General features: G+C 63.4%; 24 protein-coding genes. 10 read left to right on the top strand and 14 right to left on the bottom strand.

The window, feature by feature from the left end; translation table 11 throughout:
* Nucleotides 1-177: 177 nt before the first annotated feature.
* From C6Y53_RS12245 to C6Y53_RS12215, 7 genes are read right to left on the bottom strand one after another with little or no spacing between them, the layout of a single operon-like run.
* Complete coding sequence (locus tag C6Y53_RS12245) at nt 178-1,089, bottom strand: DMT family transporter (protein ID WP_244614824.1); 912 nt, start codon at nt 1,087-1,089, stop codon at nt 178-180.
* 1 nt (nt 1,090) lies between these two features.
* A complete protein-coding gene (locus C6Y53_RS12240; protein WP_106472679.1) occupies nt 1,091-2,617 on the bottom strand; it encodes a carboxypeptidase M32 in 1,527 nt (508 codons plus the stop codon).
* Nucleotides 2,614-3,633 carry an ABC transporter ATP-binding protein gene (locus tag C6Y53_RS12235; protein ID WP_106472678.1) on the bottom strand — a complete coding sequence of 340 codons (1,020 nt, stop codon included), beginning with the start codon at nt 3,631-3,633 and terminating at the stop codon, nt 2,614-2,616. The genes C6Y53_RS12240 and C6Y53_RS12235 overlap by 4 nt, the downstream gene beginning before the upstream one ends.
* The gene (locus tag C6Y53_RS12230; protein WP_106472677.1) at nt 3,630-4,595 is read right to left on the bottom strand and encodes an ABC transporter ATP-binding protein; all 966 of its coding nucleotides are present in this window, start codon (nt 4,593-4,595) and stop codon (nt 3,630-3,632) included. Before C6Y53_RS12230 ends, C6Y53_RS12235 begins: the two co-directional genes overlap by 4 nt.
* Nucleotides 4,592-5,515, bottom strand: coding sequence for an ABC transporter permease (locus C6Y53_RS12225; protein ID WP_106472676.1), 924 nt, complete (start codon nt 5,513-5,515; stop codon nt 4,592-4,594). The genes C6Y53_RS12230 and C6Y53_RS12225 overlap by 4 nt, the downstream gene beginning before the upstream one ends.
* Nucleotides 5,512-6,486: an ABC transporter permease gene (locus C6Y53_RS12220; RefSeq protein WP_106472675.1), complete on the bottom strand. Its 975-nt coding sequence runs from the start codon at nt 6,484-6,486 to the stop codon at nt 5,512-5,514. The genes C6Y53_RS12225 and C6Y53_RS12220 overlap by 4 nt, the downstream gene beginning before the upstream one ends.
* A gap of 54 nt (nt 6,487-6,540) precedes the next feature.
* The gene (locus tag C6Y53_RS12215) at nt 6,541-8,118 is read right to left on the bottom strand and encodes an ABC transporter substrate-binding protein (protein ID WP_106472674.1); all 1,578 of its coding nucleotides are present in this window, start codon (nt 8,116-8,118) and stop codon (nt 6,541-6,543) included.
* 165 nt (nt 8,119-8,283) lie between these two features.
* Here C6Y53_RS12215 and C6Y53_RS12210 point away from each other — a divergent pair, with 165 nt between their 5' ends.
* The 7 genes from C6Y53_RS12210 (at nt 8,284) to C6Y53_RS12180 (ending at nt 14,856) form a co-directional block, all read left to right on the top strand.
* The gene (locus tag C6Y53_RS12210; RefSeq protein WP_106472673.1) at nt 8,284-9,285 is read left to right on the top strand and encodes a GntR family transcriptional regulator; all 1,002 of its coding nucleotides are present in this window, start codon (nt 8,284-8,286) and stop codon (nt 9,283-9,285) included.
* Nucleotides 9,282-9,983: a creatininase family protein gene (locus C6Y53_RS12205; protein WP_106472672.1), complete on the top strand. Its 702-nt coding sequence runs from the start codon at nt 9,282-9,284 to the stop codon at nt 9,981-9,983. The genes C6Y53_RS12210 and C6Y53_RS12205 overlap by 4 nt, the downstream gene beginning before the upstream one ends.
* On the top strand, nt 9,980-10,996 hold the full coding sequence (locus tag C6Y53_RS12200; protein ID WP_106472671.1) for a ketopantoate reductase family protein: 1,017 nt from the start codon (nt 9,980-9,982) through the stop codon (nt 10,994-10,996). Before C6Y53_RS12205 ends, C6Y53_RS12200 begins: the two co-directional genes overlap by 4 nt.
* A complete protein-coding gene (locus C6Y53_RS12195) occupies nt 10,987-11,736 on the top strand; it encodes an SDR family NAD(P)-dependent oxidoreductase (protein WP_106472670.1) in 750 nt (249 codons plus the stop codon). Before C6Y53_RS12200 ends, C6Y53_RS12195 begins: the two co-directional genes overlap by 10 nt.
* Nucleotides 11,733-12,632, top strand: coding sequence for a polysaccharide deacetylase family protein (locus tag C6Y53_RS12190; protein WP_106472669.1), 900 nt, complete (start codon nt 11,733-11,735; stop codon nt 12,630-12,632). The genes C6Y53_RS12195 and C6Y53_RS12190 overlap by 4 nt, the downstream gene beginning before the upstream one ends.
* On the top strand, nt 12,629-13,552 hold the full coding sequence (locus tag C6Y53_RS12185) for an isoaspartyl peptidase/L-asparaginase family protein (protein WP_106472668.1): 924 nt from the start codon (nt 12,629-12,631) through the stop codon (nt 13,550-13,552). Before C6Y53_RS12190 ends, C6Y53_RS12185 begins: the two co-directional genes overlap by 4 nt.
* A gap of 866 nt (nt 13,553-14,418) precedes the next feature.
* Entirely contained in the window at nt 14,419-14,856 is a 438-nt protein-coding gene (locus tag C6Y53_RS12180; RefSeq protein ID WP_106472667.1) for an EamA family transporter, read from the top strand.
* A gap of 3 nt (nt 14,857-14,859) precedes the next feature.
* On the opposite strand, the gene C6Y53_RS12175 is transcribed toward C6Y53_RS12180, so the two are convergent.
* The 3 genes from C6Y53_RS12175 to C6Y53_RS12165 form a co-directional block, all read right to left on the bottom strand.
* A complete protein-coding gene (locus C6Y53_RS12175) occupies nt 14,860-16,230 on the bottom strand; it encodes a glutamate--cysteine ligase (RefSeq protein WP_106472666.1) in 1,371 nt (456 codons plus the stop codon).
* A 111-nt stretch (nt 16,231-16,341) separates the two neighbouring features.
* Nucleotides 16,342-16,872, bottom strand: a complete 531-nt coding sequence (locus tag C6Y53_RS12170) for a hypothetical protein (RefSeq protein ID WP_106472665.1) — start codon at nt 16,870-16,872, stop codon at nt 16,342-16,344.
* Complete coding sequence (locus C6Y53_RS12165) at nt 16,869-17,603, bottom strand: 16S rRNA (uracil(1498)-N(3))-methyltransferase (protein ID WP_106472664.1); 735 nt, start codon at nt 17,601-17,603, stop codon at nt 16,869-16,871. The genes C6Y53_RS12170 and C6Y53_RS12165 overlap by 4 nt, the downstream gene beginning before the upstream one ends.
* Nucleotides 17,604-17,615: 12 nt before the next feature.
* Here C6Y53_RS12165 and ubiA point away from each other — a divergent pair, with 12 nt between their 5' ends.
* From ubiA to C6Y53_RS12150, 3 genes are read left to right on the top strand one after another with little or no spacing between them, the layout of a single operon-like run.
* On the top strand, nt 17,616-18,590 hold the full coding sequence (ubiA, locus tag C6Y53_RS12160) for a 4-hydroxybenzoate octaprenyltransferase (RefSeq protein ID WP_106472663.1): 975 nt from the start codon (nt 17,616-17,618) through the stop codon (nt 18,588-18,590).
* Between the two features lie 59 nt (nt 18,591-18,649).
* Nucleotides 18,650-20,692: an OmpA family protein gene (locus C6Y53_RS12155; RefSeq protein ID WP_106472662.1), complete on the top strand. Its 2,043-nt coding sequence runs from the start codon at nt 18,650-18,652 to the stop codon at nt 20,690-20,692.
* Nucleotides 20,679-21,008 (top strand): hypothetical protein, encoded by a 330-nt coding sequence (locus tag C6Y53_RS12150; RefSeq protein ID WP_106472661.1) that lies wholly within the window; start codon nt 20,679-20,681, stop codon nt 21,006-21,008. Before C6Y53_RS12155 ends, C6Y53_RS12150 begins: the two co-directional genes overlap by 14 nt.
* Nucleotides 21,009-21,047: 39 nt before the next feature.
* Here the strand turns inward: C6Y53_RS12150 and C6Y53_RS12145 are convergent, their stop codons facing one another.
* From C6Y53_RS12145 to uvrC, 4 genes are all read right to left on the bottom strand, one after another.
* Entirely contained in the window at nt 21,048-21,491 is a 444-nt protein-coding gene (locus C6Y53_RS12145; RefSeq protein WP_106472660.1) for a molybdenum cofactor biosynthesis protein MoaE, read from the bottom strand.
* Between the two features lie 5 nt (nt 21,492-21,496).
* Nucleotides 21,497-21,742: a molybdopterin converting factor subunit 1 gene (gene moaD, locus C6Y53_RS12140; protein ID WP_106474082.1), complete on the bottom strand. Its 246-nt coding sequence runs from the start codon at nt 21,740-21,742 to the stop codon at nt 21,497-21,499.
* Nucleotides 21,742-22,407, bottom strand: a complete 666-nt coding sequence (gene pgsA / locus C6Y53_RS12135; protein WP_106472659.1) for a CDP-diacylglycerol--glycerol-3-phosphate 3-phosphatidyltransferase — start codon at nt 22,405-22,407, stop codon at nt 21,742-21,744. Before pgsA ends, moaD begins: the two co-directional genes overlap by 1 nt.
* Nucleotides 22,408-22,530: 123 nt before the next feature.
* Nucleotides 22,531-24,393, bottom strand: a complete 1,863-nt coding sequence (uvrC, locus tag C6Y53_RS12130) for an excinuclease ABC subunit UvrC (protein ID WP_106472658.1) — start codon at nt 24,391-24,393, stop codon at nt 22,531-22,533.
* Between the last annotated feature and the right edge of the window lie 116 nt (nt 24,394-24,509).

The following is a 24,509-nucleotide window of genomic DNA, read 5'->3' as shown; positions in this document are numbered from 1 at the left end:
TTGCGGGACTTTTGCCTGAGACGTGACTGCCCTTTTCCCACCGGCGTCAAGCCGCATGGGCGATCTCAGTGGTGCTGAGAGTTGAGAAGCGGATCGTGAGGACGATGCGGATGTGGAATTCAATCGCCTGGCGGACAAGTCAGTGGCGGAAGATCAGCCTGAGAAGTCAATACCTTGTCACCGATGCGGCGCCGTCAGGCCTTGCCGCATCTCGTGACGAATCGCAAGGATTGACGCACCGACGACGATTGCTGCGCCTGACAATAGTGCCATTCCGGGCGTTTCGTCGAAAACGAACATACCCACCGCCGCCGCAATGACGAAACGAATGTAGGGTACCGGCGCGAGCGCGCTGGCCTCACCGACGCGATAAGCCTCGATCGTCAGCAACATCCCCAAGGCACCAAGCAGACCCGTCAGGCAGACCAGCGCTGCATCGCGCAAGGCAAGCGGCTCCCAGAGAAACAGGGCAACCGGTGCCGACCCAATCGTCGTGACAACTCCGATCCAGATCATGATCGTGATAGTATTCTCGGTTCTACCCAGCAGCCTGTTCAACACAACGATGACCGCGCCACCGGCGGCTGCAATCAGGCCGATACCAACCCCCGAGATCGAAACATCCGTGATCGGGCCGACGGCTATCACAATGCCGGAAAAACCAAGGATCGTTGCGGCCCAGCGGACCCGCCCAACGCGTTCACCAAGAAGCGGTGCAGCAACGGCGACCACGAACAGCGAAGTCGCGAAAGTGAGCGTTGTCGCAAGCGCCAGGTCAAGCATTCGAAAACTGGAATAATACAGCCACCACATGATCAAACTGGTCAGGCCCCGGAAGACATGCAGAACAGGCCGCGATGTTGCAAGGCGTCCCCTGTCACCCATCCGACAGATGATCACGAGAGACAGTGCAAGCTGTGACACGGATCGGAAGAACACGATCTGCGCTTCGTTCGCCACAGGTGACGTGATCCGCACGAGGGTCGCCTCAAGGGTGAACAGGACGGCGGCAAAGGCCAACAGGGTCGCACCGCGCAGATTATCTGCCATGTCGAGCCCGATATGGGCTTTCGAAGATTTCAGGGGCATGTCATGTGCTGGAGGAGATTAGGGCCGGAGCGAATTTCCCTGCAAGATAATCCAGATAGGCTTTGGGGTCGTTCGGCTTCGCGCCGATGGACTTCAGGATATCGCCTCTGCTGCGTGCCCGGCCATGACGCCAGACCAGTTCACAGAGTGCCTCGCGCAGCACGGCTGTGTTTCCCTTGTCAATTTCGTGCCGAATATCGGGCCGTGACACATCAAAATGCGCCATGATCTGAGCCGCTGTAATGTTGCCGATGGTGTATGTCGGGAACGATCCGATATTTCCCGAAGACCAATGCACATCCTGAAGGCACCCCAGGTCGTCTCCCGGCACCGTCAAACCCAGATCCCTCTCGACAGCGGCATTCCAGACACCGGGGATGTCCACCACGTCCAACGAACCATCCATCAATGCCATTTCGATGTCGACGCGCAACATGATATGGAGATCATAGCCCAGTTCATCGGCTTCCACGCGAATGAAGCCGGGTTCGACCCTGTTTACCGCCGCCGTGAACTCGGCTTCGGTCACATCGGCAAGTTGATCGGGGAAAGTGTCGCGAAGCCTTGCAAAGTTCTGCGCCCAGAACGCGCGGCTGCGGCCCACGTGGTTTTCCATGAGACGCGACTGGCTTTCGTGCATGCCGAAGCTTGCTCCTGCCACCGCATAAAGCCCGATCATGTCGGTGACATGTGCGGTTCTGGTCAACGCCGCGTCCACCCCCAGTTCGTACAATGCATGACCGGTCTCGTGGATCGAACCAAAGATCGACATTGGCAGGTAGTTGCGTTTCCAGCGCGAGGCAATTCGAACATCGTTGCGGGAAAAGCTGATCTCGAACGGATGCACCGTGGTGTCGAGACGGCTTCGGTCGTCATCCAAACCGAGCATATGTGCGGTTTGCTGCGCAAAAGCCTTCTGGCCCTCTACTGGGTAATCCCGATACAGAAAATCGGTACGCGGCTTGGATTGGCCAATGGCCGCATCGAGTATGGGCAGGATGCCGGCCCGAAGCTCCTTGAACAGAGATCCTAACGACGCTGCGGTCTCGCCCGGTTCGTAAATTGCGACCATCGCGTCATAGGGATGCTCCCGATACCCTAACGCCGCCGCCTGTTCCCGTGCCAAGGTGACTGTCCGTTCGAGATAGGGCCGGAACATCGAGAAATCTGCCGCCTTGCGCGCTTCGGTCCAGGCCGCTCCCGCCAATGAGCTATGCTCAGCCTGCGCGCGCAAGAGATCGGCAGGAATACGCTCGTGATGGGCAATCGCAGCCTGGACGGCCTCGGCGGCACGGCGCTCGGAATCGTCTGGATCCAGCCCGGATGTCCGTTCCAGCGCAGCAGCAACCGCATCGCGCATCTCCGGGGCGAGGATCATCGTTCTGGCCATGCCCTTGAGTGTCGCGATCTGATGACCCCGCGTTTGCGCACCGCCTTTGGGCATCATGGTCCGCGCATCCCAGTTCAGAACGTTCACCGCACAGAGCACATCGTTCAAGCGAGCCACAAGAGCATTCAACTCACTCAAGCCGCGTCCTCCCGATCGACGCCACCGTCGTTCAGATGGCACGCCACAGATCGCCCTGACCCGACCTCGGTCAAGCGTGGGATTTCGGCCCGGCAACGCGGCCCGGCAAACGGACAGCGCGGATGGAAGGCACAGCCGGGTGGCGGATCGATTGGCGACGGAATTTCACCCTTGATAGGATGGAAATCCCGCCGCCCGGTCCCAAGTGTCGGAACCGATGCGAACAGAGCCTGCGTATAGGGATGCTTGGGGTCGGCATAGAGCCGTTCCGCACTGGCAAGCTCGACTACGCGTCCAAGATACATGATTGCAACCCGGTCGCAGACATGGCGTACGACGGAAAGGTCGTGGCTGATGAAGAGTGCGGTAAGCCCAAGCGAACGGCGCAGGTCGAGGAATAGATTGAGCACCTGAGCCTGGATCGACACGTCGAGCGATGCAACCGCTTCGTCCAGAACCAGCAGATCGGGCTGCATGGCAAGCGCGCGGGCAATGGCGATCCGCTGTCGCTGGCCACCCGAAAACTGGTGCGGCAGACGGTCAGCATAGTCGCCCTGCAAACCCACCTGCTCCAGAAGGGCCCGCGTTCTGGTACGCACTTCCGATGCAGGAACAAGCCCGTGTGTACGCGGCCCTTCCGATATAGTCTCGCCGACCTTCATACGGGGGTTGAGGCTCGCAAATGGGTCCTGATGGATCATCTGCACCCTCGTTGTCAGCTTGTTGACATGGTCTTCGCGTCCATCTGCAACCGGCTTGCCGTCCAGTGTGACACGCCCCTCGGTCGGAGCGTAGATACCAGACACGATGCGCCCGAGCGTGGATTTGCCACAACCGGATTCGCCGACGATCCCCACGACCTCGCCACGAACCACGTTCAGTGACACGTCGTTGACGGCATGGACCGCGCCGCCGGTGCGGCGGCCGCCAAGGCGTTCGGCCAGTTTCTCGGCCAGGGTAGGCTTGAGTGCAAATCGCTTGGAAACCCGGGTCATTTCAAGAAGCGGCGCGGTCATTTTGGCTCCTCGGGGAAATGGCACAAGACCGTGTGATTTCCGAAGCGAACGAGTGGCGGCACAGTGGCGCATTCCCCGCTTGAACGAGCACAACGATTGCGGAATGCACAACCCGAAGGCAGATGCGACAATTGCGGCGTCGAACCGGGGATCTGCGGCAGATGGGTGCCAGGTGGGTGCTGGGCCGGCACGGAATCGAGCAGACCTCGCGTATAGGGATGGCGCGGCTGTCCGATCACCTCCTGCGCGGTACCGCGTTCGACGATCTTGCCGGCATACATCACACAGATGTCGTCCGCGAGCGAGGATACCACGGCAAGATCATGCGTGATCCAGACGATTGCGGTATGTGTCTCGTCGGCGAGGCGACGTACCTCGGCCAGGATCTGGCCCTGGATCGAAACATCCAGCGCCGTTGTTGGCTCATCAGCGATGATGACGGCCGGACGGTGCAGCAGCGCAGTTGCAATAGCCACGCGTTGCCGCATACCGCCGGACAACTGATGCGGGTACGCGGCAAGCCGTTCTTCGGGGGACGGGATACCCACCTTGCCAAGCGCATCCCGCGCACGCTCCAGCGCCTTGGCCTTGGACATCCGTTCATGCACGCGGACAGCCATCGCCATCTGATCCCCGATCCGCAAGACCGGGTTGAGTGTCATCATCGGATCCTGGAACACCATCGACACCTTGCGGCCCCGCATCGAACGCATTTTGTCCGGGGACAGGCTGCGCAGGTCCGTACCCTCGACCATAATCCTGCCACCGGTTACGCGGCCCGGTTCATCGATCAGGCCCAGTATTGAAAACCCGGTGACGGATTTGCCTGATCCGCTTTCCCCGACAAGCCCCATGATGCGGCCGCGATCGACGGAAAAGCTGACGTCGCTGACAGCGGTCACGGTGCCGCGGCGCGTATCGAAACGCGTAGTCAGTTCCTGGACATCAAGTGCGGCGCTCATCGCGCATGCTTTGGATCGAGGATGGTGCGGACCTGGTCACCGACCAGATTGATAGCGACAACAGTGATCATCAGAAAGATCCCCGGATAGATGGATAGCCAGTAGCGATCGGAATGGATGTATTTGAACCCATTCGAGATGAGCGAACCGAGCGACGGCTCGGTCAGCGGAAGGCCCACACCCAGGAAGGACAATGTCGCTTCAAGTGCGATGGCCGATGCCACTTGTACCGTCGCCACCACGATCAGCGGCGGCAGGACATTGGGCAGAAGATGCCTGAACAGAACCCGCCAGGTCGGAAGCGGAGTTGCCCGCGCGGCTTCGATATAGTCCTTGCCGCGCTCGACCGTTGCCGCACCGTGCGTTGTACGCGCAAAATACGCATATTGTGCCACGACGAGAGCCAGAATGATCTGGATGACGCCTTGCCCAAGCACCGCAACCAGAACCAGCGCCAGAAGGATTGCCGGCATGGAAAGCTGCAGATCGACGATCCGCATCAACAGTGATTCCACACGTCCACCGAAATAGGCCGCTGTCAGCCCGACGGAAATGCCGAAGAAGAGTGCCAGCGCGCCGGCCGACAGGCCGATGGTAAAGCTGGTGCGCAGCCCGTAAAATATCGCGGACAGCATGTCTCGTCCGGCATTGTCGGTTCCCAGAACATGGACATAGCCACCGCTTCCCGTTTCGCCTGGGCGCAGGAAGGCATCCAGCCAATCCAGCATCGCCATGTCATATGGATCCTGCGGGGCGACAAGCGGCGCGCCGAAGGCCAGAACGAGAAGCGTGACGATCACAACAAGCGCGCTCACGGCGACCTTGGAGGCCCGGAAGTCGGACCAGAAATGCTTCAGTCGAACGGCACGCGTTTCGATCGGCGCGGCGGGTTCGTCCGCAGTCGTGGCAACAGTGCTCATCGCGAGCCTCCCAGCCGAACACGTGGATCAAGCCGGGCGTAGACGATGTCGACGGTGAAGTTGATGATGACGAACAGGATGACGACGAGGATCAGGTAGGTGACCATCACCGGGCGATCGAGCTGCAGGATCGAATCGATGATCAGCTTGCCAACCCCCGGCCAGTTGAACACGCTTTCGGTGACCACCGCGAAGGCCAGCGTCGATCCAAGCTCGAGCCCGAACACGGTGACGATCGGAATCGAGATGTTGCGCAAGACGTGCCGCAGGACGATCTGCCGGTCCGGCAGCCCCTGCGCACGGGCAAATTTGACGTAATCGGTCTGCATCGCCTCGACCATCCCGGCGCGGGACAGCCGGATCAACAACCCCATCTTGAAGAGCGACAGGTTGAGAGCGGGCAGGATCACGTGACTCCAGCCATTTGCGGTGGCAAGCGAGGTGGAGATGCCAAAAAGCGTCCCCACATCACCACGTCCGCCAGAAGGCAACCATCCAAGCTCGACCGCAAAGCCCATGATCAGCAGCATGCCAATCCAGAAGGTCGGCACAGAGAAGCCCAGGATCGACAAGGCCATGATCGTCTTGGCCGCGAAACTGTTAGGACGGTACCCGGCATAGACACCGGCAGGAATACCGATCACGGTCGCGATCGTGATCGCGACAAACACCAGCTCGAGCGTCGCGGGAAGTCTGGAAAACACCAGCCCCGTTACAGACGTGTTGTAGACCATAGATTGACCGAGATCTCCCTGCACGACATTGGAGAGAAACGTGAAATATTGTCGCCATAGGGGCTGGTCGAGGCCGTATTGCCGGATCAGGTTCTCGCGAATCTCCGCCGTCGCCCCGGGATCTATCATTACGTCGATCGGATTGCCGATGGCATAGACGCCAACAAAGACGATGATCGACATCGCAAACACGACGACGATCGCCTGCAAGAGCCGACTGATGACAAATCCGAGCATGTGACCTCTCTGAAAGCAGGAGCGGGCACCCCGGACCGGGGCGCCCGTTACGGTTTACTGCTCGCCGACCGGCGAGATTTCATACGCTCTGGTTTCCTGATCGACACGCGGCGTGAAGGTCAGCTTGTCCGCATTGGCGGCCCAGACGGACTGCAGGATCACGGTCGGGATCAACGCCCGGTCTTCCATCGCGATCAACGAGGCTTCTTCATAGATCTTGCGACGTTCTTCGGGATCGAGCGTCTGGGTTCCGCGAACAAACACCTCGTCGAACTCAGGGTTGGAATAGCCGGTACGGTTGAAGTTTCCAAACCCCTTTTCAGGATCCTTGCTATGGATCATCGCTCCGTAGGTATAGGCGGCCTCACCTGTAAGGGTACCCCAGGCAGACATCGCCATCGTGTATTCCTCCTTGGCGGCAGCCGGGAAGAACACCGTCCCGTTGAGCGCCTGTGCGTTCACGGTCAGACCCAGGCGCGACCACATCTGTGCCAGCGCCTCGCATACGACGGCATCGCCAGGAACCCGGTTGTTGGTGCAGGTGAAATCGACTTCGAACCCATCCGGATAACCTGCATCGGCAAGAAGTGCGCGCGCCTGCTCGATATCGTATTCCCTCTCGCCCAACTCATTGGTGTAACCGAAAAAGCCCTCGGGCATCAGCTGGTTCGCCGGTGTACCCAGCCCCTCGAGCACGACGTTGACGAGCACGTCACGGTTGATCGCCAGATCGAGTGCCTTGCGAACTCGCAGATCCTGAAGCGGGTTGCCTTCGACTTCCTCGCCATTCACGCGGATAGGCTGAGGCTCTTCATCTTTCACCGAAGGCTGAACGTTCAGAATGTAGACCGAATCCGATATGAAGGTCTCGACTTCGGAATTGTTCTTCATCGAAACATAGTCAGTCGCCGGGACGTAGTTGATCAGGTCCACCTGCCCCGAACGCAATGCAGCGACGCGTGCAGCATCATCCGGAATCTCCTTTCGCACGACCCGTTCCCACGGGGTCTTGCCCCGCCAATGGTCCTCGTAGCGCTCCAGCACCAGATCGCCCTTCGGCTCCCATGACACGAACCGATACGGACCGGTCCCGATCGCGGCATCACCGGCATTGAACTCCTCGTTGCCGACGCCTTCGCCGGTTTCAGAAGGCACGACAAACAGGCGCGTGAAGTCGTTTGGCAAGGCCGGTGCAATGCCTTTTGTCTTTACGCGCAGCGTGTAGTCGTCGATCACCTCGACCGAATCCACGTATTTCGTGTAGAGCGTCATCGACATCGGGCCGGTGACTTCGGGAATGCGTTCGATCGAGAACTTCACGTCTTCGGCAGTAAAGGGCGTGCCATCGTGGAATGTGACGCCTTCGCGCAGCTTGAAGTCCCAGGTGGTGTCGTCGATAGGCTCCCAGCTTTCGGCAAGTCCCGGCTTGAGTTGAAGCGTTTCATCGACATCGACAAGCGTGTCGTAGATGTGGCGCAGCGCTTCGGCCTGACTGCCAAGCGTCGACCAGTGCGGGTCGATCGAATCAGGACCTGCACGCAGGCCGATAACCAGTTCCTGCGAATACGCCGCAGGCGCCAAACTCAGCAACAGCGCGGTGGCGACCCCCGTATTGAATGTATGTCTGAACATGGTTCCTCTCCGTCGTAATGTTATACTTGCGTGATACACTACGGGGGCATTCGGCCGAATTCGTCAACATAATTCTTCGATTTCAGCAACAAATGACCCCTGATTTCACCAGTCTGAGTAACAAAGGTGCTTGAGCGAACAACCGTTATCCAACAATGATACAGTATGGAGCATGACAAGACACAGATCGGTAACACGTTCGAGAGACTGGCGCGCGCGATCGACAAGACGTCTTCGGTCTCGGTCTCGGTCCAGCTTCGTGGTGCGCTGGAGTACGGAATCGCAACAGGTGACATTTCGCCCGGCACACGTCTGCCGTCAGTACGGCAGCTGGCGAGCCATCTGGGGCTGTCTCCCGTCACCGTGAGCAATGTCTATGCTGCGCTGCAAGAGGCCGGCCACGCCCAGGGACGGGTCGGAACCGGGACCTTCGTTGTCGATGGCGGTGTGTTGCGACATCATGCGAATTCACTCCGCGAGATCGAAAGGCGGATCAGCGAACTGGTCTGCCTCGGAGCCGAAGTTGGCCTGTCGCGAGCGGAACTTGCCTACCGCGTCTCGGCCGCGGCAGCACGTTCCGGACCGGTCCGCGTCCTCATGTTGGGAACATTTCAGGATGCAACCCAAGCCTATGCCGACGACATTCGGCCCTATCTGCGCTCCGGCGACGATATCATCGCATTTACAACCGAACGATTGGCGCGGGACCGGCCTGAGGGTATCGACCTCGTCGTCACCCCCCTCACGCTGCGCGTCGAGGCGCAATCTCATTTTCCGGACCTTCCGGTTGTTGGCATTACGCTCATCCCGAAAGAGGAAACACGGATCGCGCTGGCGGCGATCTCTCCCCAGGCCGAGGTCGCGATCGTGTCGTACTTTCCCGAGTTTCTGCCGGTCATGCGGGCAGCGATCCTGCGCTTTGCGCCACATGTGACCCGGTTCGGTTCAGCCGTCTGGAAGGATGACAATGCCGATGCCCTGATCGCACGCGCGAACGTGGTAATCCACTCCACCGGCACCGAGGATTTGCGAAGCAACATGCGACCTGATCAGACCGCCATCGAATACAGACACACGCCGGACAGCCACGCCATTGAAACCGACCTTCTGCCGGCGATCGACGCCTGCCGTGGCCGGGCAACAGACCAAAAGGGGCAAACCAATTGAAAATTTCCGAAAGTAACTGGTTCGAGATCGAAAAGTACCTGGAAACAGATGACCGCTGCATCCTGCCCCTTGGCTCAACCGAGCAACACGCATATCTGTCCCTGTCGGTCGATTCGATCCTGTCGGAGAAGGTCGCGACCGATGCCGCAGAGCCGCTGGGCGTGCCGGTCTTTCCCGCGATCGCCTACGGGCTTACTCCGTATTTCATGGCCTTTCCCGGCACGGTGTCGCTCAAGCTCACAACCTATGCATTGCTCCTGCGGGACATTCTGGACAGCCTGTACTCCACCGGATTTCGCCGTATTCTCATTGTCAACGGACATGGCGGCAACAGCCCGGTCCAGCCCGTCACCATGGAATGGATGGAGGCGCATGAAGGCGCCCGCTGCCGATTTCACGACTGGTGGCGTGCACCGAAAACTTGGGCCTGCGTTCAGGAAATCGACCCGGTCGCCTCGCACGCGTCATGGATGGAGAATTTTCCCTGGACCCGACTTCCGGGCCGCGACCTGCCAGACGAGCAAAAGCCCTTTGTGCCCTTCGACCGCCTTCGGGATCGTAACGCCGCTGCAGTTCGTGACCTGATCGGAGATGGCAACTACGGCGGGGTCTATCAAAGACCCGATGCCGACACCGAACGGCTCTGGGCCATCGCCGTGGACGAGACGCGTGCCCTGCTTGAGGGCGACTGGGCATGAGCGAACCGCTTCTGATCTGGGGCGCGGGGGCGATAGGCGGCATCCTTGGCGCCTATCTCGCCCGCGCCGGTCATGCGGTTCATATGGTCGATATCGTCGAAGATCATGTCAACGCCATGCGCAGTAACGGCCTGCACATCGAAGGGCCGGTTGAGACCTTCACCCAAGTGTTGCCGGCCAGTACGCCAAGCGAACTGAAGGGGCAGTTTTCCCGCGTGATCCTTGCGGTCAAGGCCCATCACACCGAAGCGGCGCTTGACATGCTGATGCCGCATCTGGCCCCTGGCGGCTATGTTGTCTCGGCCCAGAACGGCCTGAACGAGATTGTCATCTCTGAGCGGATCGGAGCGCAGAATACGGTGGGCTGTTTCGTCAACTATGGCGCCGATTGGCTGGAACCGGGCCGCATTCTCTATGGCAACCGGGCCGCCGTAGCCGTCGGTGAACTTGCCGGTCCCGTCATCGACCGCACTCGCGACGTTCATCGGTTGTTGTGCATTGTCGAACCGGAGGCGGTTCTTACGGACAATATCTGGGGGTATCTCTGGGGCAAACTGGGCTATGGCGCATTACTCTTTGCAACGGCCCTCACACCGCTATCGATGTCGGAGGCAATGGCGCATCCCAGTCACCGGCCCGTCTACCGGGAACTGGGCCACGAGGTTATGTGCCTCGCCAATGCGCAAGGAATTCGCCCGCTCGGATTCAACGGGTTCGATCCGGATGCGTTCCTGGCAGCAGATCGTGAGGGGATGGATGCATCGCTGGCCGCGATGATCGAGCACAATCGTCATACCGCCAAGACACATTCGGGCATCTGGCGGGATCTGGCGGTGCGCAAACGACGCACCGAGGTCGACGCGCAGGTCGGCCTGCTTGTCGAGCTTGGTCACCAGCTTGGCTTGAAGGTTTCGACACTGTCCCGGCTCGTGGAATTGATCCACGACATTGAGGAAGGCCGACGCACACAATCTGTCGAGCTTGTCGATCTCATGGTGCCAACATGCAGCTGAGTTTCGAGGGCCGTGTCTTTGCCGTCACCGGGGCGGCCCAGGGAATCGGTCGCGCCATCGTCACCACGTTGGCGCAGGCGGGCGCATCCGTTGCGGCGATTGACATCGACGCGGATGGCCTTGCCCCCGTGGCGGAATATGCAACCACCCATCGCGCCGATCTTGGCGGCCGCGAATCTGCACACGCGGCCATCGCCGAAATACAGGCCCGGCATGGCCGTATCGACGGGCTCGTGACCGCTGCTGGCGGGGTCCGGGGTCAGGTGGGCCGCCCGATCGAGGACATATCGGAAGCCGATTGGAACACCGTCTTCGCGGCGAATGTCGATGCCGCTATGTGGTGCTCTCAAGCAGCCGCACCGGGAATGAAGGCGCGTGGCTGGGGGCGGATCCTGACGATTTCATCTGGGGCGGGCCTGAAGCCAAGCTTGACGGGTATCCAGGCCTACGCCTCGGCCAAACATGCGCTGGTCGGCCTGACCCGACAACTCGCCCTGGAACTCGGACCACATGGGGTGACGGTAAACTCGGTGGCCCCGGGGTTCGTGCTGTCGAACCCGGCGACCGAACGCCAATGGGATGCGTTCGGGCTGGACCGGCAAAAGCAGATCGTCGAGGGCATTCACATGCGCCGGCTCGGTCGCGCCGAGGATATCGCGGATGCCGTCGCTTTTCTTGCATCGGATCGTGCCGGTTGGATCACCGGGCAGATCCTGTCGGTCGATGGAGGCCACGCATGAGCGAACCATATGATTGGGACGAAGCGACATGGCGCGCCACGGTGGGCCAAGTTCGCGCCGGACGTAACCTGAAACCCCCGACATGGCCCGGCGGCGCGCGATGTGCCGTGGCGCTGTCCTTTGACAGCGATCACGAAACCAACGAATTGCGCGATGGTGGCCTTTCACCTGCGCGTCTGTCCTGGGGGGAGTTCGGCGCCCGACGCGGCATCCCGCGCATTCGCGCGGCGCTCGGAAAGCATGGTTTCAAGGCCAGCTTCTTTGTCCCCGCAGTTTCGGCCTTGCTTCATCCCGATGAGCAGCGCGAACTGATACAGGACGGTCATGAGATCGGACTGCATGGCTGGATCCACGAGGTCAACTCCCGTCTCGACGCGGCGACAGAGCGGAACCTGATGTTGCGCGCCGCCGACACATTGGAAAACATCACCGGGAACCGTCCCGTGGGCATGCGCACCCCGTCCTGGGACTACAGCCCCAACACGCTGGCGATCGCCCGCGAGATGGGGTTGCTCTATGACAGTTCACTTTTTGCCGACGATGATCCCTACGAGATCATTGCGGACGGCACGCCCACCGGCATCGTCGAACTGCCTGTTGAATGGATCCGCGACGATGCGGTGTATTTCATGATGAACCGTTTCGGGGCTCAGCGACCCTATACCCCGCCCGAGGCCGTTCTCGACATCTTCTCCCGCGAATTCGAGGGTGCCTATGACGAAGGCGGTCTGTTCCTGTTGACCATGCATCCACATGTTATCGGCTACCGCAGCCGCATGTTCATACTCGAACAGCTTCTCGACCGTATTTCAGCCAAAGGCGATTGCTGGGTCGCCACACATGCCGAAATCGCGCTGCACTGCGCCCGCACGGCGGGACTGAAAGGACAAACATGACCTATGCTCTTGCCGTACACGGCGGTGCCGGAACCATTCTGAAATCCAGGATGACTCCCGGGCTCGAAGCCGCCTATCACGTCGGGCTGGCCCGCGCGCTCGAAGCCGGGCAGGCGATCCTGAAACAGGGTGGCGGGGCAATCGACGCAGTGACGGCGGCGGTGTGCGCTCTTGAGGACGAACCACTGTTCAACGCCGGTCGTGGGGCTGTATTTACTGCCGATGGCAAGCAGGAGATGGATGCAGCCATAATGGACGGCGAGACACGCCAGGCTGGCGCCGTCGCTGGACTCTTCGGCCCACGCAATCCCATCCGCGCCGCCCGCTCTGTCATGGAGCGGACCGAGCATGTCATGCTGATTGGCGACAATGCACTGCGGATTGCGCGGGATGCGGAGCTTCCCTTTGAAGACGCGTCCTATTTTTTCACTCAGGCCCGTTGGGACGCCCTGCAAGAGACCCTGAAGATGCGCGCCAATGGCGAACAGGACGACGACCCCGCTCGCCGCCACGGCACTGTCGGGGCTGTGGCTCTGGACGCAAACGGTCACATCGCCGCGGCCACGTCAACAGGCGGCATGACCGCCAAGGCACCGGGCCGGGTAGGCGATACACCCTTGATCGGTGCGGGCACCTTCGCCGACGATTCGACCTGCGCAGTGTCGTGTACCGGGCATGGTGAAATATTCACCCGATGGACCGCCGCAGCTGAAATCAGTGCACGGATGCGGCATCTCGGTGAAACCGTCGATCAGGCGGCGGAACATGTCGTGATGAACGATCTGGCACCAAATGACGGATCGGGCGGCGCGATCGCGATCGACGCAAACGGACGGATCGCGATGCCGTTCAACTGTGAAGGAATGTATCGCGGCTCGGTCGGAAGCGATCTAGCACTCTGCACATCGATCTACGGCTGATACGCGCGTGGCGAGGCAAGTTCTGAACAGATACCTTCGGGGGCGACAGCAATAGAGCCTGATCAAGACACTTACCCGTCTTTCCAAAGCCTCACTTTCGAGATCGACCACGCGCGACAGGTAGCATCGCCCACCCCTGAACTTCACGAACATCTCGGCCAACCAGGTGTTCTCGCGACTGGTCTAAAAATAGTGGATCGGGTTCGCCAGTGTCTTGGCCGAAGATTGCACACCCGCTATGCCCGCTCAAGCTCATCGCCTTGTCACCGTCGACAGGCAGCATGGTAACCACCATCTACCGTGTCAATGAGCGTTCGAAACTGACGCGGTTTCAGCGTTTGAATTTGACCCACCCTATGTGGCGCAAAGCCCCCAGACGGGTCGCCCTCAAACAGCGAGTCCGTCTGGGGGCATTCCATCAAAACCACCTGCTCTTTTCTCCGCACTTTTTGTGCGGATGTTAACGAATACAGGTGGGTCAATTTTATTCGCTCATGACCCACCTAAGTGGGTCAATTTTGCATGCTGATTCACACCCCTGAAAACCGGATCGTTTTAGGCTGGAGTTTTCAGATAAGCTCTCCTAGCTGGAAGAAGAGCGAAAACACATGATGACAACGAGATAAACCTCCATATCCGAACTGTTCCACGGCTCTATTCAGGCAACGGCGAACCGGTAGTGGCGAACAGGCAACCGAAGCACCAAGAGATTGCCTCAAAGTGGCGGCGGGTTGATGTGTTGATCGGGCTAGGCACGCCCCGTCGGGACGCGAAACCACAGATCGGTGTTCTTGAACACACCTGTTTGCTTTCCTAACCGGACCGGCGCAACAGTTGTTTCTATCCGGCATGCAGGAGAAACGGCGATGTCCTTTCTGATCTCGAACTGGCAGTTCTGGGCGCTTCTCGCCGCGATATTCGCGGCGCTGACCGCAATTTTTGCAAAGCTCGGCGTCAGCGACATCGACCCCGACCTGGCAACGTTCATCCGCACGATCATCGTGATGATCACCCTGGGAGGTCTGGTCTGGGCCACCGGCAAAGCGCAGGGGCTGGACGGGGTGCAGCCCCGCACCTGGGGTTTCCTGGTGCTTTCCGGGCTGGCTACCGGTGCGTCCTGGCTCTGCTATTTTCGGGCAATGCAGCTTGGGGACGCGTCCAGAGTGGCCCCGGTCGATAAGCTGAGCGTGGTGTTTGTCGCCCTCATCGCGGCGGTGTTCCTGGGCGAGAAACTCTCTGCCGCGGGCTGGGGCGGGGTGGCCCTGATCGCATCCGGCGCGATTGTCCTCGCCATCGCTCCGTAAGGGTCAATAGCTGTAATCGGCGTAGATCCGGGTCAGGTCGCCATCCCAGTCACCATGGTAGCGGTCCAGCAATTCGTCGGCCGGCACCGTGCCAGTTTCCAGACTGTCCTTCAGCGCGTTCAGGAAATGGGTCTCATCGGGCACCAGCCCGCCCGCGCCGGGACGCGCCCGCGCCTTCAGCCCGGCATCGGCCAGCGCGACGACCTCGCGGGCGAGGTCGTGCATCTTCAGCCCACCCACCTCGGCCTGCATCCCGTCCTTGCCGGCGGCCACGCGCAGCGCCTCGCGGGTTTCCGCATCCCAGCCCCTGACCAGGTCCCAGGCGGCATCCAGCGCCCCCTGGTCATAGGTCAGCCCGACCCAGAAGGCGGGCAACGCACATAGCCGCCGCCACGGCCCGCCATCGGCGCCGCGCATCTCGATGAACTTCTTGATCCGCGCCTCGGGAAACAGCGTCGTCAGGTGATCGGCCCAGTCGCTGATCAGCGGCGTCTCGCCCGGCAGCGCCGGCAATTCGCCGTTCAGGAAATCGCGGAACGACTGGCCCAGCGCATCGATATACCGTCCGTCGCGATAGACGAAATACATCGGCACATCGAGCGCGTAGTCGACCCAGCGTTCGAACCCGAACCCGTCTTCGAAGACGAACGGCACCATGCCGGTGCGGTCGGGATCGAGGTCGCGCCAGATGCGCGACCGCCAGCTCTTGAAGCCGTTGGGCCGGCCCTCGAAGAAGGGCGAATTGGCAAAGAGCGCAGTGGCAACCGGCTGCAGCGCGATCGCCACGCGCAGCTTCTGCACCATGTCGGCCTCGGACCCGAAATCGAGATTGACCTGAACCGTGCAGGTGCGCCGCATCATCGACCGGCCCATGGTGCCCACCTTCTGCATGTAGGCATCCATCAGCTTGTAGCGCCCCTTGGGCATCAGCGGCATCTGCTCATGGGTCCAGATCGGCGCGGCGCCGAGCCCGATGAAGCCCACGCCGATTTCGTCGGCGATGTCCCTCACTTCGCGCAGATGCTCGTTCACCTCGTCGCAGGTCTCGTGGATGGTCTCCAGCGGCGCGCCGCTCAGCTCGAGCGCCCCGCCCGGCTCCAGCGAAACATTGGCCCCGTCCTTTTCCAGGCCGATCAGGTGCCCGCCCTCGCGCAACTCCGCCCAGCCATGCCGGTCGCGCAGCCCTTCCAGCACCGCCACGATCGACCGCCTGCCGTCGAAGGGCAGCGGTTTCAGCGTGTCCTTGCAATAGCCGAACTTCTCGTGCTCGGTGCCGATGCGCCAGGCGTCCCGCGGCTTGCATCCCGCTTCGAGATAACCTGCCAGCTGGTCGCGGTGTTCGATCGGTTCGCCGCCGGACTGGGGAATGGACATGCGCGGGCCTCCCGGTTTGCCGTCCCCGCACGACTGACCGAGCGGCGACGCGGTGTCAAGCAAGCGCGGCGCAATCGCCGCGGGCCGGCGGGCCGGCCCCGCGCCGGGCTCCTACCCCCCGGCGCCGCCCCGGACCGCGACCTGCCGGTCCGGGCGCTGCCACAGCCGCACCCGTGAACCGGCCCGGTCACGGTCGCGGATCAGGGTCTCGATCTGCAGCCCCGGCAACGCCGAGAACACGTCGAACAGCGCCTCTGCCCCGTCTGCCGTGATCGGAACGAAAATCTCGGGCCGCCCGCGCTGGCACAGCACCCAGACCGGCGGGTGCGACCGGGGGTCGTAATCCAGCGCGGCCAGATCGGCCACGTCGACCGAGCCACCGCCGAGCGGGCCGAAATACACCACCCGCCCCTCGTCCACCTGCACCAGCCCCGGTCCGCCGCCGCCGAACCGGAACCGCGCCCGCTGCACGCCGGCCAGCACCAGCGCCGCACCGGCCAGCACCACGATCCAGCCGACCCAGCCCAGCAGGCCGCCCGGCCCGGCGACCCAGCTGGTGCCCAGCGCCAGCGCCGCGCCCCCGGCCAGAACCTCGCGCCACCGCCACAGCGCCGCGCGGGCCTCGGGACGTATCAGGCTCACCGCCAGTCCCCCAGCGCCGACTGCCACAGGGTCAGGGCCGCCACGGCGGCGGTATCGGCACGCAGGATGCGCGGTCCGAGACTGACCGCATGGGCAGATGGCAGCGCCGCGAGCCGGTCGCGCTCCGCCTCGGAAAACCCGCCTTCCGGACCGATCAGGATCGCCCAGGGCCCCGGCGCACCGCCAGCGAAGTGGCCCGTCAGGGCCGATGAGCGGCCCGCCAGCGCCTCGTCGCAGAACATGATCCGGCGCTCTGCGGGCCAGTCGTCCAGCAGCCGGTCCAGGCGCTGCAGGCCGGCCACCTCGGGCACATGGGTGCCGCCGCATTGTTCGGCGGCCTCGATGGCATGGGCCTGCAACCGGTCCTGCCGGATACGCTCGGCATTGGTGAACCGGGTCTGCACCGGCATGATCCGGGCCACCCCCATCTCGGCGGCTTTCTCGACGATGAAATCGGTGCGCGCCTTCTTGATCGGCGCAAACAGCAGCCACAGATCCGGCGGCAACCGCAGCGGCGCGGTCTGCTCCGCGGCCACCAGCACGCCGCCCCGTTTCCCGGCCTCGGCTACATCGGCGCGCCATTCGCCATCGCGGCCGTTGAACAGCGAAACCTGCGCCCCGACGCCCAGCCGCATCACCCCGAACAGGTAATGCGCCTGGTCGCGCGACAGCGGAACCGATTGCCCCGCCCCCAGCGGGTGATCTACATAGAGCCTGACCTTCGCCACCATGAAAGCCTACATATGCAAGGGCAATCCCGGACACCAGAGAAGACCGAGACCGCGCCGGTCGCCGATGCCGCCGCCGGCAACTGGGTCGACCGCCATGCCCCGCCGACGCTACGCCCCTATCTGCGCCTGTCGCGGGCGGACCGGCCGATCGGCACCTGGCTGCTGCTGATCCCCTGCTGGTGGGGGCTGGCGCTGGCGATCCTGGCCGACCAGTCGCCGCGCTGGGGCGACCTCTGGATCGCGCTGGGCTGCGCGGCGGGCGCCTGGCTGATGCGCGGCGCGGGCTGCACCTGGAACGACATCACCGACCGGGATTTCGACAGGCGGGTGGCGCGCACGCGGTCCCGGCCGATCCCGTCGGGCCAGGTGAGCGTCACCCAGGCGCTGGCCTGGATGATCGCACAGGCGCTCATTGCCTTCGCCATCCTGCTGACCTTCAACGGCACCGCCATCGCGCTGGGCATCCTCGCGCTGCTGCCGGTGGCGGTCTACCCGTTTGCCAAGCGGTTTACCTGGTGGCCGCAGGTCTTTCTCGGGCTGGCCTTCAACTGGGGCGCGCTGCTGGCATGGGCCGCCCATGGCGGGTCGCTCGGGCTTCCGGCGCTGCTGCTCTATGTCGCGGGCATCGCCTGGACACTGTTCTACGACACCATCTATGCCCACCAGGATACCGAAGACGATGCGCTGATCGGCGTGAAATCGACCGCCCGGCTGTTCGGCGACGACACCGCGCGCTGGCTGAAATACTTTCTCGCCGCCACCGTGGCCCTGATGGCGCTGGCGGTGATTCGCGCAGCGCTGCCGCAGGCCGGGGTGATGGCGCTGGTGATCGCCCTTGCCGGCCCCTGGGCGATGGGCTGGCACATGGCGTTCCAGCTGCGGGGCTTCGATCACACCGACCCGGACAGGATGCTGCGCCTGTTCCGGATGAACCGCGACACCGGCATGATACCGCTGTTCTTCTTCGTGATCGCGCTGCTGGTCTGATTGAACACCGGCACGCTGGGGGCTAAGACGGATCGACCGACCAAGGACTCACCTGCCTCATGCGCCGCAATCCGACCCTGTTCGCCCTCCTCGCCTTTTTGTTCGCCGCCGCGCTGTGCCTTGCCGGCGCGGCCGTCGCGGTGTCCGTCGTCGAGGACAAGACCGAGATCAACATACGCGAGACGCTGGACCTCAACGGCCATGACTGGGCCGAGGTCGAAGCCGACGGGCTGCGCGTCATCCTGACCGGAACCGCTCCCGACGAAGCGTCGCGGTTCCTCGCGCTCAGCAGCGCCGGCGAAAACGTGGATGCCGCACGGATCATCGACGAGATGGATGTCGTGCCCGGCACCGAGGTGGCGCCGCCGCGTTTCTCGGCCGAGATCCTGCGCAACGCGGACGGCATCTCGATCATCGGCCTGATCCCGACCCGGACCGACCGCAACCGGCTGAACCGTCGGCTGGCCGAGATTGCGGGCGCCGGAACGGTGGCCGATTTTCTCGAATCCGCCGATTACGCGGTGCCGCCCGGCTGGGACGCGGCGATGGATTTCGCGCTGACCGTCCTGGACCGGATGCCGCGCTCGAAAATCTCGGTCTCCGCCGATACGCTGATGGTGTCGGGCATGACCGACAGCGCCGAGGCCAAGGCGGAACTGGAGGACGAGCTGTCGCGCACCGCCCCGCCGCAGCTCAGGCTGACGCTCGACATCTCGTCGCCGCGCCCGGTGATCACGCCGTTCACGCTGCGGTTCCTGATCGACGAGCGCGGCCCGCGCTTCGATGCCTGTTCGGCCGATACCAAGCTGACGCGCGGGCGCATCATCAAGGCCGCCACCGCCGTCGGCATGACAGGCGATCCCGACTGCACCATCGGGCTGGGCGTCCCGTCGCCGAACTGGGGCACCGCCGCCGAACTGACGATCGCCGCGCTGGCAAAGCTGGGCGGCGGGCACCTGACGATGGCGGATGCCGAGATATCGCTGACCGCCGCGCAGGGCACGGACCCGGACCAGTTCGACCTCGTGGTGGGCGAGTTGCAGACGGCGCTGCCGCCGGTTTTCGCGCTGGATGCCGTCCTGCCCGAGCCGGAAGTCACCGGCGCGGGCGACGGCCCGCCCGAGTTCACGGCCACGCTCAGCCCCGAAGGTCTGGTGCAGCTGCGCGGGCGTGTCGAGGATGAAACCCAGCGGCTGATGGCCGACAGCTTTGCCCGGGCGCAGTTCGGGTCGGACCGTGTGCATATGGCCGTGCGCGTGGTGCCCGGCCAGCCCGAGGACTGGGCGGTGCGGGTGCTGGTCGGGCTCGAGGCCCTGGCCGAGCTCCTGAACGGTTCGGCCACCGTGACCCCGGACAGCGTGACGCTGCGCGGCGCCAGCTACGATCCCGACGCCGATGCCAGGCTGTCGCGGCTGCTGGCGGCCAAGCTGGGCGATGTCGGCGGCTTCTCGCTCGAGATCGCGACCCGCGATCGCCCGATCCCGCAGGACGCGCCGCCCGATCCCGAACTGTGCGAGGCACAGATCATCGAGACCCAGCAGAACCAGAAGATCGCGTTCGAGCCCGGGTCCGCCACCATCACCGAGGATTCGCTCGGCACCATGAACCGGATCGCCGACATCCTGTCGGATTGCGGCGAGATCCGGCTGGAAATCCAGGGCCATACCGACAGCCAGGGCCGCGAGATCATGAACAAGGAACTCAGCCAGTCCCGCGCCCAGTCGGTGCTGAACGAACTGCGCGCGCGCCGGGTGCTGACCTCGTCCTATGCCGCGGTGGGCTATGGCGAAAGCCGCCCCATCGCCGATAACGGGACCGAAGAGGGCCGCGAGGCGAACCGCCGGATCGAGTTCCACCTGATACGCCCCGAGCCGATCAAGGAAGAACGGACCACGCTGGAGGAAGTCGCCGCCGAAGCCGCATCCGGACAGGCCGCCGATGCGGCCCCCGAATCGGACCCGGAAACGACATCGGAAACGGCAGAGGGCACCGGTGAAGACGGTGGTGAAACGGCGACAGGCGGGGATGCGGATACTGCCGCGGGCGACAGCGAAGAAGGCGACGGGGACGGAACGGAGAACGCGACCAATGAGCAGAACTGATTTCATCATCGCCACGGCGGCGATCCTGTTTGTCGCCTTTGTTCTGGGCTGGTTCGCCAACTGGCTGGTGCACCGGTTCACCCGGGTCAGCGCCCGCGACGTGAGCGAGCTCGACCGGATCAGCCAGGAGCTTCACGAAGCCGAGGAAACCCGCGACGAGGCGATCACCTACCTTCAGCAACGCGAAGCGGAACTGTCCAACAAGCTGCACCAGACCGAGGCCGAACTGAACGCCACGATGGACGGGTTGCGCGATGCCCGCGCCGAGGTCGAGGAGCTGCGGACCCAGCTTCAGCGGGCCAAGACCGGCGCCTGAGCGGTATCGCGGGGGCCGCGCGCGCGGACCGGCCGCCCGTCACCAGCGGGTCAGCGCGGTTTCGTCCTCATCCCTGGCCGCGACCCATTCGGCCCCGTCCCCGGTGATTTCCTTTTTCCAGAACGGCGCCCGCGATTTCAGGTAATCCATCAGGAAATCGGCGGCCTCGAAGGCGGCGCGGCGATGGGCCGCGGCGGTGGCGACCATCATGATGGCGTCGCCCGGCGCCAGCCGCCCGTGGCGATGGATCACCAGCACATCTCCCAGCGACCAGCGCTCCTGCGCCTGCCGCGCGATGTCGGCGATCGCCCGTTCGGTCATGCCGGGATAATGTTCGATCTCCAACGCGGTCAGCCCGCCCCCCGGCAGATCGCGCACCACCCCGGTAAAGCTGACCACCGCGCCCATGCCGGACAGGCCGACGGAAAACGCGGTGAGCTCGGCCCCGGGATCGAACGGCTCCGGCTGGACGGCCACGCGCACCGGCCTCAGCCCCCGGTCATCGGCGGAAAGAAGGCGACCTCGCGCACGCCGGCCAGCGGCGCGTCGAAATCTCCAAGCTCCTGGTCCAGCGCCACCCGCAGCGCCGACAGGTCGGCAAAGGCAGCCGCGTAGCGGTCTTCGCGGCCCCGCAATTCCTCGACCAGGTCGGCAACCGTGGCGGCATCGGTGTCGATGCGTTCCCGCGGCAGGCCGATCCGTTCGCGCACCCAGGCGAAATACAGCACATCCATCATCGCGTTTCCTTCAGATGCGGCAGCGCCTTGCGGAAGTAGTCCCACCCGGTGAGGAAGGTGAGCGCCGCCGCCAGCCACAGCAGCCACAGGCCGATCCGCCCGGTCCAGTCCATCGCCGCCAGTTTCCAGCCCAGGCCCAGCGTATCCTCGCCCTGCCCCGACAGGATGTCGCTGACGACAAGCGGGTCCAGCCCTTCGGCGGCCAGCGACAGGTAATGTTCGAAGATGCCCTGCGCGAACAGGACCGAGATGGCGACCATCTGCGCGGTGGTCTTCCACTTGGCCAGGTTGGTCACCTTGAGCGTGCCCGACACATTGCCCAGGAACTCGCGCAGCCCCGATACGAACACCTCGCGGAAGACGATCACGGTGGCGGGCAGCACCAGCCAGGGCGACATCGACGAATAGCCCACGATCACCATCAGCGCGATCACCACCATCGCCTTGTCCGCGATCGGGTCCAGCATCGCGCCGAGCCGGGTTTCCTGTTTCCACGCCCGCGCCAGGTAGCCGTCGATCCAGTCGGTGATCGACGCGCCGAGGAACAGCAGCAACGCGAACCAGTCCGCGTAGGGCCGGTGGAAATACAGGAACATCACGGCCAGCCCCGGCGCCGCGATCAGGCGCAGGACGGTGAGCATATTGGGCAAGGTCCATTTCATGGCTCGGAGCCTACATCGGGCGCGGGGCAGGTGGAAGCGGCAGCGCGGGAAATCCGCCGGTTCCCGGCGGATGCCTCCGGCGGGAGTTTGCCCGGCAAGATGAAGGGACGGACAGCGCTCGGTTCACCCCCGGTCGTGAAAGAAGTCGTGGATGGTTTCGGCCAGCCGGTCGGAGATCCCGTCGACCGCCTTGAGATCGGCCAGGTTGGCGCGGCTGACCGCCTTGGCGGAGCCGAAATGCGCCAGCAGCGCGCGTTTGCGCGAGGCGCCGACCCCCGGCACCTCGTCGAGCGGCGTGGCAGCGATGGATTTGGACCGCCTGGCCCGGTGCGTGCCGATGGCGAAGCGATGCGCCTCGTCCCGCATCCGCTGCACGAAATAGAGCACCGGGTCGTTGCGGCGCAGCGCGAACGGGTGGTGGCCGGGGCGGTGGAATTCCTCCTTGCCGTGATCGCGGTCGACGCCCTTGGCGACACCGATCACCGGGACATCCGACACGCCATGTTCGGCGAGGATCCCCGAGACCGCGCTGACCTGGCCGGCGCCGCCGTCGATCAGCAGCAAATCGGGCCATGTGCCGCTCTCGCGGTCCGGGTCTTCCTTGAGCAGGCGGGCGAACCGGCGGGTCAGCACTTCTTTCATCATCCCGAAATCGTCGCCGGGGGTCAGGCTGTCGCCACGGATGTTGAACTTGCGATAGGCGTTTTTCATGAACCCCTCGGGTCCGGCGACGATCATCGCGCCGACCGCGTGGGCGCCCTGGATATGCGAGTTGTCATAGACCTCGATCCGCGCGGGCGGCGCGTCCAGCCCGAAGGCGTCGGCCACGCCGCGCAGCAGTTTCGCCTGGGTGGCGGTTTCCGCCATGCGGCGCCCCAGCGCCTCGCGGGCGTTGCGCAGCGCACCGGCGACAAGTTCGGATTTCTCGCCCCGCTGCGGCACCAGCAGGTCGACCCTGTGCCCGGCCTTCTGGCCCAGCGCCTCGGCCATCAGGTCGGCATTCTCGATCGCATCCGACAGGATCACCTGCCGGGGGGGCTCGTGGGTATCGTAGAACTGGCCGAGAAATGCCTCCATCGCCTCGGCCGCCGAAACATCGGCCCCGGCACGCGGGTAGAAATCGCCATTGCCCCAGTTCTGCCCGGCACGGATGAAGAAGACCTGCACGCAGGCCTGCCCGCCCTCCAGGTGCAGCGCGACCACATCCGCCTCGGTCACGCTGCGCGGGTTGATGCTCTGGCTGCTCTGCACGCTGGTCAGGGCGCGGATCCGGTCGCGCAGCGCGGCGGCGCGTTCGAATTCGAGCGCCTCGGAGGCCGCCTGCATCTGCGCGGCCAGGTCCTCCTGCACGCGGGTCGAGCGGCCCGACAGGAACCGTTCCGCATCGCGCACCGACGCGGCATAGTCCCCGGCCGAGATCTCGCCGGTGCAGGGCGCCGAGCAGCGCCGGATCTGGTAGAGCAGGCAGGGGCGCGTCCGGCTCTCGAAAGTGACGTTGGAGCAGTTGCGCAGAAGAAACGCCTTTTGCAGCTGGTTCAACGTGCGGTTGACCGCGCCGGCGCTGGCGAAGGGGCCGAAATACCTGCCCTTGGGTTTGCGCGCGCCGCGATGCTTGCGGATCATCGGAAAGTCGTGGTCGCCGGTGACCAGGATCTCGGGGAAGCTCTTGTCGTCGCGCAGCAACACGTTGTATTTCGGCTTGAGCTGCTTGATCAGGTTCTGTTCCAGCAGCAGCGCCTCGGTTTCCGTGCGCGTGGTCAGGAACATCATCGACGCGGTCTGGGCGATCATCCGCGCGATGCGCCCGCTATGGCCATGGGGCCGGGCATAGCTGGACACCCGCGCCCGCAGGTTGCGCGCCTTGCCGACATAGAGCACCCGGTTCTGCGCATCCAGCATCCGGTAGACGCCGGGCGAGCCGTCCAGCGTCTTCAGGTAGTCCTGGATCAGCGCATGGCCGGTCGGGTGGGCGTTCGTATCCGTCATGTCCGAGAGATATGATTCTCTGGCCCGCGCTGCAATCTCGGTCCCGGCGATGCAAGCCCGAACAAATCCACCGTTTCTGTGGATAAGTCCGATGATAACTTATGGGTAGTCCGAAA

This window comes from Pukyongiella litopenaei, assembly GCF_003008555.2.
GTDB classification, from domain to species: domain Bacteria; phylum Pseudomonadota; class Alphaproteobacteria; order Rhodobacterales; family Rhodobacteraceae; genus Pukyongiella; species Pukyongiella litopenaei.
Note: the sequence above shows the minus strand (reverse complement) of the source record. Positions and strands in the feature narration are given on the sequence as shown.

Bases quoted from the DNA above. Each gene is read 5' to 3' on its own strand.
- C6Y53_RS12155 (WP_106472662.1), top strand. From the start codon at position 18,650: ATGCGCCGCAATCCGACCCTGTTCGCCCTCCTCGCCTTTTTGTTCGCC.
- moaD (WP_106474082.1), bottom strand. From the start codon at position 21,742: ATGGATGTGCTGTATTTCGCCTGGGTGCGCGAACGGATCGGCCTGCCG.
- C6Y53_RS12230 (WP_106472677.1), bottom strand. From the start codon at position 4,595: ATGAGCGCCGCACTTGATGTCCAGGAACTGACTACGCGTTTCGATACG.
- C6Y53_RS12195 (WP_106472670.1), top strand. From the start codon at position 10,987: ATGCAGCTGAGTTTCGAGGGCCGTGTCTTTGCCGTCACCGGGGCGGCC.
- C6Y53_RS12235 (WP_106472678.1), bottom strand. From the start codon at position 3,633: ATGACCGCGCCGCTTCTTGAAATGACCCGGGTTTCCAAGCGATTTGCA.
- C6Y53_RS12215 (WP_106472674.1), bottom strand. From the start codon at position 8,118: ATGTTCAGACATACATTCAATACGGGGGTCGCCACCGCGCTGTTGCTG.
- C6Y53_RS12210 (WP_106472673.1), top strand. From the start codon at position 8,284: ATGGAGCATGACAAGACACAGATCGGTAACACGTTCGAGAGACTGGCG.
- C6Y53_RS12200 (WP_106472671.1), top strand. From the start codon at position 9,980: ATGAGCGAACCGCTTCTGATCTGGGGCGCGGGGGCGATAGGCGGCATC.
- C6Y53_RS12190 (WP_106472669.1), top strand. From the start codon at position 11,733: ATGAGCGAACCATATGATTGGGACGAAGCGACATGGCGCGCCACGGTG.
- C6Y53_RS12165 (WP_106472664.1), bottom strand. From the start codon at position 17,603: ATGGTGGCGAAGGTCAGGCTCTATGTAGATCACCCGCTGGGGGCGGGG.
- C6Y53_RS12220 (WP_106472675.1), bottom strand. From the start codon at position 6,486: ATGCTCGGATTTGTCATCAGTCGGCTCTTGCAGGCGATCGTCGTCGTG.
- C6Y53_RS12175 (WP_106472666.1), bottom strand. From the start codon at position 16,230: ATGTCCATTCCCCAGTCCGGCGGCGAACCGATCGAACACCGCGACCAG.
- pgsA (WP_106472659.1), bottom strand. From the start codon at position 22,407: ATGAAATGGACCTTGCCCAATATGCTCACCGTCCTGCGCCTGATCGCG.
- C6Y53_RS12180 (WP_106472667.1), top strand. From the start codon at position 14,419: ATGTCCTTTCTGATCTCGAACTGGCAGTTCTGGGCGCTTCTCGCCGCG.
- C6Y53_RS12185 (WP_106472668.1), top strand. From the start codon at position 12,629: ATGACCTATGCTCTTGCCGTACACGGCGGTGCCGGAACCATTCTGAAA.
- ubiA (WP_106472663.1), top strand. From the start codon at position 17,616: ATGCAAGGGCAATCCCGGACACCAGAGAAGACCGAGACCGCGCCGGTC.
- uvrC (WP_106472658.1), bottom strand. From the start codon at position 24,393: ATGACGGATACGAACGCCCACCCGACCGGCCATGCGCTGATCCAGGAC.
- C6Y53_RS12245 (WP_244614824.1), bottom strand. From the start codon at position 1,089: ATGCCCCTGAAATCTTCGAAAGCCCATATCGGGCTCGACATGGCAGAT.
- C6Y53_RS12150 (WP_106472661.1), top strand. From the start codon at position 20,679: ATGAGCAGAACTGATTTCATCATCGCCACGGCGGCGATCCTGTTTGTC.
- C6Y53_RS12225 (WP_106472676.1), bottom strand. From the start codon at position 5,515: ATGAGCACTGTTGCCACGACTGCGGACGAACCCGCCGCGCCGATCGAA.